13 protein-coding genes are annotated in these 12,345 nt (G+C 54.1%); 1 reads left to right on the top strand and 12 read right to left on the bottom strand.

The window, feature by feature from the left end; all coding sequences use genetic code 11:
* Positions 1 to 3 precede the first annotated feature (3 nt).
* The 10 genes from mraY to KNP64_RS01730 form a co-directional block, all read right to left on the bottom strand.
* Positions 4 to 963 carry a phospho-N-acetylmuramoyl-pentapeptide-transferase gene (mraY, locus tag KNP64_RS01775; protein ID WP_034777072.1) on the bottom strand — a complete coding sequence of 320 codons (960 nt, stop codon included), beginning with the start codon at positions 961 to 963 and terminating at the stop codon, positions 4 to 6.
* A 21-nt stretch (positions 964 to 984) separates the two neighbouring features.
* Complete coding sequence (locus tag KNP64_RS01770; RefSeq protein WP_251126244.1) at positions 985 to 2,292, bottom strand: UDP-N-acetylmuramoyl-tripeptide--D-alanyl-D-alanine ligase; 1,308 nt, start codon at positions 2,290 to 2,292, stop codon at positions 985 to 987.
* A gap of 58 nt (positions 2,293 to 2,350) precedes the next feature.
* Complete coding sequence (locus tag KNP64_RS01765) at positions 2,351 to 4,459, bottom strand: penicillin-binding transpeptidase domain-containing protein (protein WP_353048144.1); 2,109 nt, start codon at positions 4,457 to 4,459, stop codon at positions 2,351 to 2,353.
* A gap of 38 nt (positions 4,460 to 4,497) precedes the next feature.
* Positions 4,498 to 4,860, bottom strand: coding sequence for a cell division protein FtsL (gene ftsL / locus KNP64_RS01760; protein WP_251126243.1), 363 nt, complete (start codon positions 4,858 to 4,860; stop codon positions 4,498 to 4,500).
* Between the two features lie 23 nt (positions 4,861 to 4,883).
* Entirely contained in the window at positions 4,884 to 5,816 is a 933-nt protein-coding gene (gene rsmH, locus KNP64_RS01755; protein ID WP_034777067.1) for a 16S rRNA (cytosine(1402)-N(4))-methyltransferase RsmH, read from the bottom strand.
* A 168-nt stretch (positions 5,817 to 5,984) separates the two neighbouring features.
* Positions 5,985 to 7,541 carry a bacillithiol biosynthesis cysteine-adding enzyme BshC gene (bshC, locus tag KNP64_RS01750; protein ID WP_232939291.1) on the bottom strand — a complete coding sequence of 519 codons (1,557 nt, stop codon included), beginning with the start codon at positions 7,539 to 7,541 and terminating at the stop codon, positions 5,985 to 5,987.
* 24 nt (positions 7,542 to 7,565) lie between these two features.
* A complete protein-coding gene (locus tag KNP64_RS01745) occupies positions 7,566 to 7,925 on the bottom strand; it encodes a DUF3397 domain-containing protein (protein WP_084592783.1) in 360 nt (119 codons plus the stop codon).
* Positions 7,919 to 8,758 (bottom strand): 2-dehydropantoate 2-reductase, encoded by an 840-nt coding sequence (locus KNP64_RS01740; protein WP_214791555.1) that lies wholly within the window; start codon positions 8,756 to 8,758, stop codon positions 7,919 to 7,921. The genes KNP64_RS01745 and KNP64_RS01740 overlap by 7 nt, the downstream gene beginning before the upstream one ends.
* A gap of 107 nt (positions 8,759 to 8,865) precedes the next feature.
* Positions 8,866 to 9,039, bottom strand: a complete 174-nt coding sequence (gene rpmF, locus KNP64_RS01735) for a 50S ribosomal protein L32 (protein ID WP_015881300.1) — start codon at positions 9,037 to 9,039, stop codon at positions 8,866 to 8,868.
* Positions 9,040 to 9,061: 22 nt separating this feature from the next.
* Positions 9,062 to 9,589 carry a YceD family protein gene (locus tag KNP64_RS01730; protein WP_034777064.1) on the bottom strand — a complete coding sequence of 176 codons (528 nt, stop codon included), beginning with the start codon at positions 9,587 to 9,589 and terminating at the stop codon, positions 9,062 to 9,064.
* Between the two features lie 157 nt (positions 9,590 to 9,746).
* Between KNP64_RS01730 and KNP64_RS01725 the strand changes: the two genes are divergently transcribed.
* Positions 9,747 to 10,877: a tRNA(Met) cytidine acetate ligase gene (locus KNP64_RS01725; RefSeq protein WP_214791557.1), complete on the top strand. Its 1,131-nt coding sequence runs from the start codon at positions 9,747 to 9,749 to the stop codon at positions 10,875 to 10,877.
* Here KNP64_RS01725 and KNP64_RS01720 read toward each other — a convergent pair.
* Both KNP64_RS01720 and coaD read right to left on the bottom strand, forming a co-directional pair.
* The gene (locus tag KNP64_RS01720; protein ID WP_128122769.1) at positions 10,856 to 11,848 is read right to left on the bottom strand and encodes a SepM family pheromone-processing serine protease; all 993 of its coding nucleotides are present in this window, start codon (positions 11,846 to 11,848) and stop codon (positions 10,856 to 10,858) included. The two genes, KNP64_RS01725 and KNP64_RS01720, sit on opposite strands and share 22 nt — an antisense overlap.
* Complete coding sequence (gene coaD / locus KNP64_RS01715) at positions 11,845 to 12,342, bottom strand: pantetheine-phosphate adenylyltransferase (RefSeq protein WP_128122770.1); 498 nt, start codon at positions 12,340 to 12,342, stop codon at positions 11,845 to 11,847. Before coaD ends, KNP64_RS01720 begins: the two co-directional genes overlap by 4 nt.
* Between the last annotated feature and the right edge of the window lie 3 nt (positions 12,343 to 12,345).

The following is a 12,345-nucleotide window of genomic DNA, read 5'->3' as shown; positions in this document are numbered from 1 at the left end:
CCATTACATGAGTAGTAACGACAAGACTGCCGTGATCAAACTAATTCCACCGAACGTCAAGACGATGCGCCATTCTGACCAACCGACCATTTCGAAATGGTGATGGATCGGGCTCATCTTAAAGATTCGTTTGCCCGTCGTCTTGAACGAGAGCACTTGCAAAATGACGCTGAGCGTCTCGATGACAAAGATGATACCGACAAAGACGAGCAACAACTCGAGCTTGAGCATAAGGGCGAGACCCGCGACCGCACCACCGAGGGCGAGCGACCCCGTGTCGCCCATGAAGATTTTTGCCGGGTATTTATTGAAGACGAGGAAACCGAGCAAGGCGCCGACGGCACTGAAGGCGAACCAAGCGATTCCGGCTTCATCTTGCCCGAGGGCATAGATGCCAAAGAAGGCGAACGTCGGGATGGCCGAGAACGAGACGAGACCGTCGAGACCGTCCGTCAAGTTGACCGCGTTCGAGAAACCGACAAGCCAGAAGATGACGATGGCCACATAGAACCAACCCGTTTCAAACGCGATCGAGGTGAACGGGATTTGAATCGTCGTGTCGAGCTCCCCACCGAGTGAGAGGAACCAGACGAACAGGACGGAGACGACGATTTGGCCGATCAATTTCTGGAGCGATGTCAAACCGAGGTTACGTTTGTTGACGACTTTGATGTAGTCGTCAAGGAAGCCGATCACACCGAAGGCGAGTGTCACGAACAAGAGCGTCCCGAATCCGGCGACGGCTTCTCCGAAGACGACCGAGACGAGGAATCCGATGATGAGGGCGAGCAAAATGACGATGCCTCCCATCGTCGGAGTGCCTGATTTCTTTTGATGCCAACCCGGACCTTCGTCACGGATTTCTTGGCCAAACTTTAAGTTACGCAGTGCCGGGATGGCCCGCGGCATGACGACCAATACGGTCAATAATGAACTGATTAAGACGATTAAACTGATTAGCATGTTCGTACCTCACTACTCTCTTTATTGAACTAAGCGCTCAAGCGCCAGTCCTCGCGATGCTTTTAACAATATCACAGTCTGGGGGCGTTGATAACTGCCGAGAAGCACTTTCGCTTCCTCGACGGTCGGCACCGTTGTCACGTTCACACGCGGGTCGGTAATGCCGTTCGCAATCCATTTCGCCTTCTCTCCGATGAGCACGCAATCTGTGACCGGGGCCGTGATGACACGGCCGACACTTTCGTGTTGCGTGACTTCATCTGCGCCAAGTTCATACATGTCCCCGAGGACGAGGACACGTCGCGTGAACCCTTCAAGTGTTTTCATCGTCTCGATGGCGGCGATCATCGAAGTCGGGCTGGCGTTATAGGCATCATTGATCAAGTGCGCATCACCGAACATCCGCTTCTCCATCCGCATCGATGTCAACTGGACCCGATCGAGTCCGCGTTGGATCGTATCGTGTCCCAATCCGAACTTGAGTCCGCAAGCGATCGCATAGGCAGCGTTGCGAATTTGGTGGGCGCCGAGCACTTTCAATTCATACAACTCGTTGTTGTATCGGAAAATCGAAGCGTCAAACGTCGCCTCCACGACCTCGAGTTTGCCGTCAGCGGTCGCCTCATAACCGACGCGGTACCCGCCAGCTTCACTGAGGAGCGGCTCGTCGGCATCGACGATCAAGACGCCACCCGGTTTCAGACCGGCTTTGATCTCGAGTTTCGCCTTGGCGATGCCCTCGCGCCCCCCGACTTGTTCTCCGTGCGACTCTCCGATATTCGTGACGAAAGCGATATCCGGTTTAGCGAGCTTCGACAACAATTCAATTTGACCGAATCCGTTCATCCCCATCTCGAGGACGGCGACTTCCGTATCGCGTGGCATCCGTAACACGGTGAGCGGCAAGCCGACATCCGAGTTGAAATTGCCTGCCGTCTTGTGTGTCTTAAACGTCTCGCCGAGCACGACGGCGATCATATCTTTCGTCGAGGTCTTTCCGTTCGATCCGGTGATGGCTACGACTTTTGGATCAATCTCTGCCAAGTAGCGGGCCGCCGCCTCTTGAAGCGCCTGAAGCGGCGATGCGACCGGAATGGCGACAATCCCTTCCGGCAACGGCCGGTCTTGCTCCCAAAACGTCACGATCGCACCTTGTTTGACGGCAGCTTCGATATAATCGTGTCCATCGACACGCGCCCCGATGATTGGGACGAACAAGCCGTCGGCGTTATCGTCTCGCGAGTCGGTTGCGACGTGGCGCACCTCACGCGTATCATCTGTCTTCATGCCGAACCAAGATGCGAGTGTTTGTATCGTCAACTGTTCCATAACCATTTCCTCCTGTGACAAAGGAAAAGAGAGCCGAGGCCCTCTTCATCCCTTTGCGTTAGTTCGACGGTGACTGGAGCTTCACTTTTAACGTCGCCCCGGTCTTGACGGGCTTGCCTTTCCCAATCGACTGGGACGTGACGAAGCCGGTACCGTCTATTTCTAAATTCAATTGGTAAAGCGTCGCCAACCGTTTCACATCACGGAGCGACCAACCTTTCAAGACCGGCATCGTGAACGACTCATCCGTCTTCAACAGCAAACGCTCGCCGACGACGTACGGTTGACCCTCGACCGGACTTTGCGCGATGACCGTTTCGCCACTGCCGAGTGACACCGGTGTGAATGCCGCCGCCTTGGCCGCCTTCACCGCCTCGTCACGGCCTTGCCCGACGAATGACTCTGTCGTCTTCGTCGACGCATCGATCGTCTTCGCCTGTTTGTCTGGCTCGACACTCCGGTAACGGAGCGCGACGTCCATCACGTCTTTGAACAGCGGTGCCATGATGCGTGGTCCCGTCGTCGACGAGTCGCTGTTCGGTCGGTCGACGGCGATATACATGACGAGTTCTGGATCGTCCTCCGGCGCCATGCCGACGAACGAATGGATATATTGTCCACTCAAATACTTCCCGTTCTCCGCGATTTGCGCGGTCCCGGTTTTCCCGATGACGCGGTAGTTGTCAAGGGCGTACAATTGCCCCGTCCCGACGTCACTATTGACGACGCCGTCAAGTGCTTCCCGCGTCTGTTTTGCCGCTTCGGCCGTGATCGGTTGCCCGACGACTTTCGGATTCGTCGTCCGAATCGTCTCTCCCGTCTCACGGTTCACGACTTTTTTAATGACATGAGGTTGCTTCATCGTCCCATCGGTCGCGATGGCCGACGTCGCTTGCAAGATTTGCATTGGCGTGACGGCCGTCGATTGACCCCATGCTGTGATCAAGACGTTGAGCGGGCTCTCGAAATCGAACTGGCTGTTGACCTCGCCCGGTAAATCGACGCCCGTGCGTTGGTCGAACTTGAACGCTTTGAAATAATCCTCGTAGCGACTGAGTCCGAGCCGTTCGTTCGCCAATATCGAAAAGGCGACGTTCGACGAGTGCCAGACGCCTTCTACCATAGGAATCGTACCCCATCCGGTAATGTTGTAATCATTGAATACGGTCTTGCCATACTTATATGAACCCGACTTGTACAGTTCGTTCGGGTTGTAGACACCTTCGTTGATGGCAGCGGCCAACGTGAAGATCTTCATCGTCGACCCCGGCTCGAAGCGGGACGATACCGAGAAGTTGCTGTATGAGCTGATTTCACGCGTGTTCGGATCGAATGATGGGCGGTCCGACAAGGCGATGATTTCGCCGGTCTTCGGGTCCATAATGATCGCCGTCGCATTCTTCGGCTTGTACTCTTTATACAGCTCTTCCATCTTCGTATCGAGCAGCTGTTGAATGCGGTGATCGATCGTCAGTTGGACGTCCGCCCCATCTTCCGGGTCAACCTTCAATTGCTCGTCACTCGAGACGAGTTGACGGCCGGCCAAATCTTTCTCGAACCGATACAGCCCATACGACTCGCTCAAGACGTCATTGAGTGACTTTTCAATCCCGAGTTCTCCAACGAGTTCGATCCGCCCATTCTGGTCAATCTTTTGGGCGTATCCGACGACGCTTGATGCGAACACTTTGTTCGGATAATAGCGTTTCGGTTCTTCGACGAACGTGATCCCGGGAATCTTGAACGTTTCAATCTCTTCTTTTTGTTCGACCGTTAAATCACGACCCGGCACGCCGAACTCGATTTGCCCACGGTCTTTGTTTTGCTCGAGCCGTTTCAAGATGTCACCTTCCGTCATCGGAAGCACGGTCGCAAGTTGCTTCGCGGCCTCAGGAAACGCTTCGGGCATGAGCGTCTTGTTTTCTACCCGCTCGCCGCCGAGCTTCAACACGGCCACGACTCGGTACGACGGGATGTTGATGGCGATTGGTTGTCCAAACCGATCAAAAATCTCGCCCCGCTCCGCTTTTAACGTACTGACCGCTTTCCAGCGTTCTTCCTCGGCGAAGGCGAGCATGTTTTCCCCTTTGTACGTCTGGAAGACGGACAAATAAAGGAACCAACCGACAAAAAATAAAAAGAGTGGTGTGAAGCAAACAATCGCCACCCACGCCACTCTTTTTTTACTCTGTTGTAGAGAATTCATCAGTCAATCACCTTGACGTTGTTCTCATTGAATTGCATTCCGAGCTTTTCAGCAATCGCATAGATTCTCTCAGGTGAGCTTAGTTGGGCGATCTCATACTTCAATTCTTCATTCTCTTTCGCGATCGTGTTCGTCTCTTGTGTGATCAGAGCCGTGTCGCGCATGATGTTGTACGCTTCGTTATGTTTCGATACCGTGATGCCACCGAACAAGACAACTGAACAGATCATGGTCGGGTACAGGATGGATTCGAACAAAGTCAACGTACGTCGTTTTGGAGCTGGTATTGGTCGTTCTTGCGGAATCGGATTGCGATTCGGCGAAACTTGAGGCTGCAAAGCCTTGCGAGCAGCTTCTGGCATCAGGTATCCCTCCTACGTACAGTCTATTTTTGTTTTTCTGCGACCCGAAGCTTGGCTGAACGGGCCCGGCGGTTGTCTTCAAGTTCAACGTCCCCGGCCGTGATCGGCTTGCGCGTGATCAACTTCAACTCGGGTTCAAACTCTTTCGGGATGACCGGCAATCCTGGTGGTAACGGCGGATGCTGGCTTCTCTCTTTGAAGACTTGCTTACAAATCCGATCTTCTAACGAGTGGAACGTGATGACACAAATCCGTCCACCGATGGCGAGTAGATCGATCGCGTCTTGGACGGCGCGGTCGAACACGTTCAATTCATCGTTGACGGCGATGCGGATCGCCTGGAACGTTCGTTTCGCAGGGTGTCCGCCTTTTCGTCGTGCCGGCGCCGGAATCGCGTCTTTAATCAACTCGACGAGTTCAAACGTCGTCTCGATCGGCTTGACGGCACGGGCTTGCTCGATCTTGCGGGCGATCTGTTTCGAGAATTTCTCTTCCCCGTATGTAAAGAAGATGCGGGCAAGGTCCCCGAACGGCCATTCGTTGACGACATGGTAAGCCGATAGCTCACGCGAACGGTCCATGCGCATATCTAACGGCGCGTCGTAATTGTAGCTAAAGCCACGTTCGGCCTCATCGAGCTGCGGCGAAGACACGCCAAGGTCAAACAATACCCCATCGACCTGGGTGATTCCCCGTGCCAGCAGTTCATCTTTCAAATGGACGAAGTTGCTTTTAATGAACGTAACCCGGTCCTCATATGGAGCCAACCGCTCACTCGCGTGCTTGAGCGCGACGTCGTCTTGGTCAAAGGCGTACAGATGGCCTGTCGTCAAACGCTTGACTATCTCTTCGCTGTGACCGGCTCCTCCTAACGTACAATCGACATAAATCCCGTCTGGCTTAATATTCAATCCCTCAATGGACTCCATTTTTAAAACCGTTTCATGCTCAAACATACAAAAACCCTCTCAACCTACATTTTTCAACTATTTTATTACGTTTACTTTATCATAAAAATGTCAAGCGCCGCATAGGTTTTTAGCGAAAAGAGGAAACAAAAAGGTAACAAACAAAAAAGATTCCCTGATTGCTCAGGGAACCATCAAAAAACATTGGTATTTATTTTACAGTTTAACGAGACATCGCTCCGATTCAGACTGTTCGTAGGCGGCAAATAGCCGTTTGAACACATCGAGGCCATGACGATTCAAGAGCGGTACCATCGACCAGATCCGTTCTTGCGGCGCATCCATCGGTAAGAGCCTTGTCGACAGATGAATCCGCCGACTGTTCAACCGATATTGGTCACGTTTCGCCTCGGCCCGCATCTCGTCAGCGAGCCGATCAAGTACGTGTCGCGCCTTGGCGTCAAATCGATGGCCCCGCTTCCCGGCTTCGCGACCGAGCGCTTCCGTGAGCGTTCGGTAGGCGTAAAGACTCTGGTCGAACGCCTCGTCATCGAACGTATGGTCCGGCAACGGGTTCGTCAAGTAATCGACGAGCGTCACGCCTTCTTGGGCAAGCTTCTTCTCATCGTTCGTCGAAACGAGGACGGCCCCGAGCCGTGGGATGAGGAGCGGCATGTTCCAACCAAAGAGATGGAACAGCGGGCGCAACTGAAGCCAGTAGGCGATTTCCCCCGGGCCGGCGATATAAGCGAGCGTCGGGAACAAGAAGTCTTGCATGAGCGGACGTGACACGACGTTGTTCGAGAACCGCTCCGGGTGCTCCTCGACTTGTTGCAGCAACTCGGCCTCGGTGAATCGATGGCCTCGTTTCGTCGTGAACACCCCGTCTTGTTTCGTCAACAACTCGCGTGTGCCGTCGTGATAGAACAGATGGGCCGCATCCCGGTTCAAGTCGACGTGTGGCATGCCATCCTCGAACGCCTCTCGTAGCGCCGTGTTCAGACGATCGTGTTCACGAATCAACCGCTTGAATGCGTCGCGCTCGAGCGCCCGGACTTCCGGTTGGTGCGGGTCGAACAGGATGAAGTCTTCTCCGACGAACCGGCGCATCATCCGCCCAAAAAATTCGGCGAACGAATGGCTCGCTTGGAGCACGGCGACGAGCTCTTGATAAAGTGTCGTCGTGTATGGCGTCTCCGTCTCTGATAACAGCACACGCTGTAGCATTTGCACGAGCTCAATTTTCAGTCGATCGAATTCTAACTCCCCGATCGATGCCTTGCCGGCGAGCGGGACCGTCGATAGCGCCTCTTTACGCAATTGACGCGACAACGGTTGGCTCACGAACACGTGGTTGATTTCCGCATAGTCGTGATCCTCGGTCGCCATCCAAAAAATCGGGATGACCGGTTTGTTCAGTTTCGCTTCTGCCTGTTTGGCTTTTTTGATCACGGTCAACAGTTTATACACCGCGAACAACGGACCACCGAATACCCCGACTTGCTGTCCGGTCACCATCGTCAACGCCTCGCCACGAGCCAACGCGTCGAGCTTTGATTCGAGCGCGGGAGACATCGGACCGTGGACGGTTTGTTGGTCTCGCAATATAGTTACAAGCGCGGGCAAATGCGTGAACGAACGTCCGGTCAGTTCGTCAGCCCTCGCCTCGAGTTCGTCCATCCCTTTATAGTCCAGCCATTTCGAATAGCCTGTCTCCACCTGCATCATCGGAGACGACGGGGCGTACATGGCATCTAGCGACTCTATCCTCACGTATAACGACTTCCTTTCAAACGATTAATACATCATCTCGCGTGCGATGCCGATCGTGAACAAGACGAAGTGGGCCGGGACGAGCAACAAAAACAATAGGCGCCACCCGTGCACGAACATCTTCGAATAGACGACATCCTCATGGCGAACCCGCTGCCAAATGGCGTTGGCAGGGAAGATGGCGGCACAGACGGCGAGCAGCAGCCAGAACACATCGACCCCGACAATCGCCTCGAGCAAAATCCCACACGCATAGAACCATAGGACCACGCCGGCATCACAGACGAGTTTGAACGTATTAACCGATTTCGGCATAATTTTTCTAAGTATCATATACACCATAAACCAAATGACGAGTGGAAATGAAACGATATACACTAGCACGATACGCTCGCTCCTAAAATTAATTTTTGTAGGACGGGAATGACGGTCAATGTGATGCCTCGCTCGTCGGCCCGTTTCAACAGCGGTGTCAAGATGGCGTCGACCTCGGTCTGGCGCCCTGCTTCGATGTCACGTAACATGGAAGACCGGTTATGGGCCGTTTTTTCAATGATGGTCTCGATATATGTATACGGCACGTGAAGATCAAACAATGTGGACAATTCCGTATAGACGGCATCGGCGATGTCACGGCAAGGCGGCGAAGCGACCGCACCATTTTCGACACGACAGAGCGCTGTGATCGGATTGATGATCGCGTTCGCGAATAGCTTCTCGGTGACGACTTGCTCGATGTCTGCTTCCCAGACGACATCGAGTGGAGATGCGTTGAACGACATCTCTTCGAGCGAGCCGAGGCTGCCAATCCGGATGCGCCCGAGCCCGGTATGCTGGAGCCGGGCGCCGTCGCGGCTCACGCCATGTTCGACCACGCCGAGATGAAACCCTCGCTTCCGTGCGTAGTCGAGATGGGCGATCCCGTTTGAACAGATGAAGACGGGCACGTCCCCTGACAATCGTTCCGTCGCCGCCTCGACCTGATGCGCTTTCGTCGTCACAAAAAAAACGTCCTGCTCCGACTCGACGAGTGTCGTCACCGGACAAAGGCTTACATGAGCCGTCCCGTTCGTGACGCCGGTACGTTCGATCGTCACGACCGTCGCCTCGTCGACACGGCCATAGAGCGTCACCGTATAATCCGGTTCGAACAGCGAAGCCATCAGCATGCCGACGGCGCCGTTCCCGATAATCCCAATTCGTTTAATCGGCTTCATTGCCATCCCTCCACATCTAGTCTGCACTCAAAAGTTTACCACAATCTGTTTCCACGACCCAAAAAGAAAAAAAGAAGCGACCTCCGAGGAGACCGCTTCTTTTCGCATTATTTGCTTGTTACTTCTTTACCGTTGTAGTGTCCGCAAGATTTGCATACACGGTGAGAAAGCTTCATTTCGCCACAGTTCGGGCACTCGTTCATACCAGGTACGTTGAGTTTGAAGTGAGTACGACGAAGACGTTTGCGAGTTTTCGACGTTCTACGGAATGGTACTGCCATCGTTGTCCACCTCCTTGAAAAGTTAGCCGTTCTCGTCCTCTTTTTTAGAGAACAAGTCGGCGAGGCCCGCGAGGCGCGGGTCAATTTTTGGTTGGTCGTCCGGCTGCTCGTCAATGACGGACCAGCCTTCCCCTTCAACCTGAGTTTTGTCTGTTTCGTTCCCGAAAACTTGCATCGGGACGTCTAACATGATGAGCTCTCTTACGATTGGTCGCAGATCAATCGTATTTCCTTCTGGCAAATTGACATCATCGAATTGCTCCGTATAACGCCCATTCTCCAAAAAGAAAGGCTCGAGCGATTCAATATCAAATTCATAGATGACATCGTCCAACGTACGCGCATCTGGCAACGTCAGGTCACCTTGAACCTTCAAATTGAATGTAACTTGATTAGATGTGAACGACGCATCCCCGTGCACATGCACCGGGCGAATCGAACGGATATCCGGATGGAGCTGAGTAAGCTCTGGTAGTTCGACCATCTCATCGATGGCAAAACTGTCACCCTGGTTTCGTAGCTTAAGTAGCTGTGCAATAGACCACTTCATCCGAATCACCTCAATTGCAACAATATGAATTATAGATAGGCCAACTTGTTTTGTCAATGTTTTTTCTTTACACTAAAATCAGTTGACGACGGCGCTTTGCCAAAGCGTACTTATCCATCTTACACCAATCCAATCGACAATGCAAAGGAGTAATTTTATGCGAAAAACGGCCATCATCGCTGAGTACAACCCGTTCCATAACGGGCATCTCCATCAAGCTGAACGAGCACGGATCGAAACGGGCGCCGATGCCGTCATCGCCGTCATGAGCGCCCAGTTCACCCAACGTGGGGAACCGGCGGCGTTCGACAAATGGAGCCGGGCGAAAGCGGCCGTCCAGACGGGCGCGATTGACCTCGTCGTCGAACTGCCGACCCGTTACGGGGTACAACGTGCCGACCGGTTCGCAAGCGCCTCCGTCGCCATCGCCGAACGCATGCAGTGCCAAACGCTGTCGTTCGGAAGCGAGAGCGGAGACATCACAGCCGTGAGACGGGCCGCGGCCGCAAACATCGAGGCGACGCCAGCTTATCAGACGGCACTAAAAGAAGCGCTTGACCAAGGACGATCCTCGGCCAAAGCGTCGAGCGAGGCGTTCGGTGCGCTCTATCCCGATTTCGACTTGACGCTTCCGAACAATATCCTCGCCTATCACTACGCGAAAGCGGCGACGACGATCGAGCTCCATACGATTCGTCGCCTCGGTGCGGGATACCATGACCCAAGCGTCTCAGACGTCATGTCGGCCACGGGGGTGCGCGGCCACTACTTGGAGACAGGCATGGTCCGGGCCGTCCCTGACGCCACGAGAGCACTGTTTGCGGACGTGTCGATGGCACACTGGTCACTCTATTGGCCTGTCTTGCAGTACAAGTTACGGACCACCCCGAAAGACGTGCTCGACCAACTTGTCGGCATCGACAGTTCGTTATCACCGCGTTTGATTCAAGCCGGTCTCGAGCCGACGTTCGAGCAGGCGCTCGCTCGACTGTTGACGAGACGCTACACTCGGACCGCCATTCAACGTGCTCTCGTCTCTGTGCTCGTCCATTGGCGCCGCGATGAGCTGCCAGAGCGTTTCGATGAGGTGCCTTACGTCCGCCCGCTCGCGTTCAACGCGATTGGACGAATCGTGTTGAAAGGCATAAAAAAAGACGTACCGCTCATGAGCAAGTACCATCCTGACCTTGCGTTCGAGGCTCGAGTGACCGAGGCGTATCGCCTTCCTCTCGGAAATCGGTCACTCGTCGAACACGTACAAACCCCTCAATTCATTGACTCCAAATAATCGATGGCCTCCTCGACCGTCTTGACCGGAACGACTTTGATGTCACTGTCTAGGCGATCGAGCGATTCCATCGCTTCATCGTAATTTGATCCATCCGGCACGAAGAAAACCGACGCACCGGCCCGGTCGGCGGCGACGATTTTTTGCCACGCCCCGCCGATTGGTCCCACGGTCCCGGTCTCATCGACCGTGCCGGTACCGGCGATCACAGCCCCGTCCGTCAAATCACCCGGTGTCAACTGATCAAAGATTTCAAGCGTGAACATAAGACCGGCCGAAGGTCCTCCGACGTTCGTCAGTTCGAACGAGACTTCTGGGACTGTGCGCACGTCTTGAATCGGTAACGGTTCATAAATCCCGAGACCGACCCGGTCGCCGGTCCGGTCGAGCGGCTGGATAAGCGTATCGACCTCCAGCTCCCGTTCATCCCGTTCGAGCGTAACGGACACTTCATCGCCGGCTTCGAACGAAGCGACACGTTCGATGAAGTCGAGACGCGACGCGAACGACTGGCCGTCGATGGCGGTGATCACGTCACCCGGTTTCAAGACGTTCGCCGCGAGCGACCCGCTGATCGGGGCGGAGACATACATCCCTTCGAACGAAACCGTCACGTCGGCGTCCGCCAACTCATAGGCGTATTGAATCGCCGCCTGCTGGGACGATGCCATCAACAGTTCTTGTCTTCGCTCGTAGTCTGCTTCCCCTTCTCCCTCATACAAGTATCGACTGGCCGGGCTGGCATCGGTGAACGGCGTGAACCAACTGCCGACGAGCCAAAGCGGAGTCGCCCGACGTTGCGAGATGGTCACCATCTGTAGCTCGCCGGGTTCTTTGTCCCCGCCTTCGACCGTCATGAATTCTTCAATCGTCGTTGCTTCCCCCGGGTAGGTGATGTAATACGGGAGCGGCACAAACAAGAAAATCAAGACGGCCAGGAGCAACCCGAAGCCGATTTTGAGCGACTTCATTGCCCTTGGCTCACTTTATACTTTTGACGCAAGGCGTACTCGACTTGTTCAGGGACGAGTTCAGCGACGGACGCCCCGTATTTGGCGACTTCTTTCACGATTGACGAGCTTAGGAACGAATATTGGCTGTTTGTCATCATAAAGAGCGTCTCCACGTTCTCATTCAACTTTTTATTGATGGATGCGATTTGAAGTTCATATTCAAAATCAGAGACGGCCCGCAGCCCACGGACGATCGTTGCCGCCTCACGCTTCGCTGCATATTCGACGAGCAATCCCCCAAACGCGTCGGCGGTAACGTTCGGCAAATGGGTCGTCACTTCACGGATGAGCGACAAACGCTCTTCTACATTAAACAATGGTGCCTTGCTCGAATTTTCGAGCACGGCGACGATGACTTCGTCGAAGATGGCTGCTGCCCGCTCGATGATATCTAAATGACCGTTCGTAATCGGGTCAAAGCTCCCCGGGCAAATCGCGATACGTTTTGACATGTT

Origin of the sequence: Exiguobacterium sp. s64 (genome assembly GCF_018618035.1) — a bacterium.
GTDB classification, from domain to species: Bacteria; Bacillota; Bacilli; order Exiguobacteriales; family Exiguobacteriaceae; genus Exiguobacterium; species Exiguobacterium mexicanum_A.
The sequence above is the reverse complement of the archived record's forward strand: the minus strand, read 5'-3'. Positions and strand labels throughout refer to the sequence as shown.

What these genes read in the sequence shown, in the direction of transcription:
- KNP64_RS01740 (WP_214791555.1), bottom strand. Translation starts at nt 8,758, where the DNA reads ATGAAGCCGATTAAACGAATTGGGATTATCGGGAACGGCGCCGTCGGC.
- rpmF (WP_015881300.1), bottom strand. Translation starts at nt 9,039, where the DNA reads ATGGCAGTACCATTCCGTAGAACGTCGAAAACTCGCAAACGTCTTCGT.
- ftsL (WP_251126243.1), bottom strand. Translation starts at nt 4,860, where the DNA reads ATGCCAGAAGCTGCTCGCAAGGCTTTGCAGCCTCAAGTTTCGCCGAAT.
- KNP64_RS01725 (WP_214791557.1), top strand. Translation starts at nt 9,747, where the DNA reads ATGCGAAAAACGGCCATCATCGCTGAGTACAACCCGTTCCATAACGGG.
- rsmH (WP_034777067.1), bottom strand. Translation starts at nt 5,816, where the DNA reads ATGTTTGAGCATGAAACGGTTTTAAAAATGGAGTCCATTGAGGGATTG.
- mraY (WP_034777072.1), bottom strand. Translation starts at nt 963, where the DNA reads ATGCTAATCAGTTTAATCGTCTTAATCAGTTCATTATTGACCGTATTG.
- KNP64_RS01730 (WP_034777064.1), bottom strand. Translation starts at nt 9,589, where the DNA reads ATGAAGTGGTCTATTGCACAGCTACTTAAGCTACGAAACCAGGGTGAC.
- KNP64_RS01770 (WP_251126244.1), bottom strand. Translation starts at nt 2,292, where the DNA reads ATGGAACAGTTGACGATACAAACACTCGCATCTTGGTTCGGCATGAAG.
- coaD (WP_128122770.1), bottom strand. Translation starts at nt 12,342, where the DNA reads ATGTCAAAACGTATCGCGATTTGCCCGGGGAGCTTTGACCCGATTACG.
- KNP64_RS01720 (WP_128122769.1), bottom strand. Translation starts at nt 11,848, where the DNA reads ATGAAGTCGCTCAAAATCGGCTTCGGGTTGCTCCTGGCCGTCTTGATT.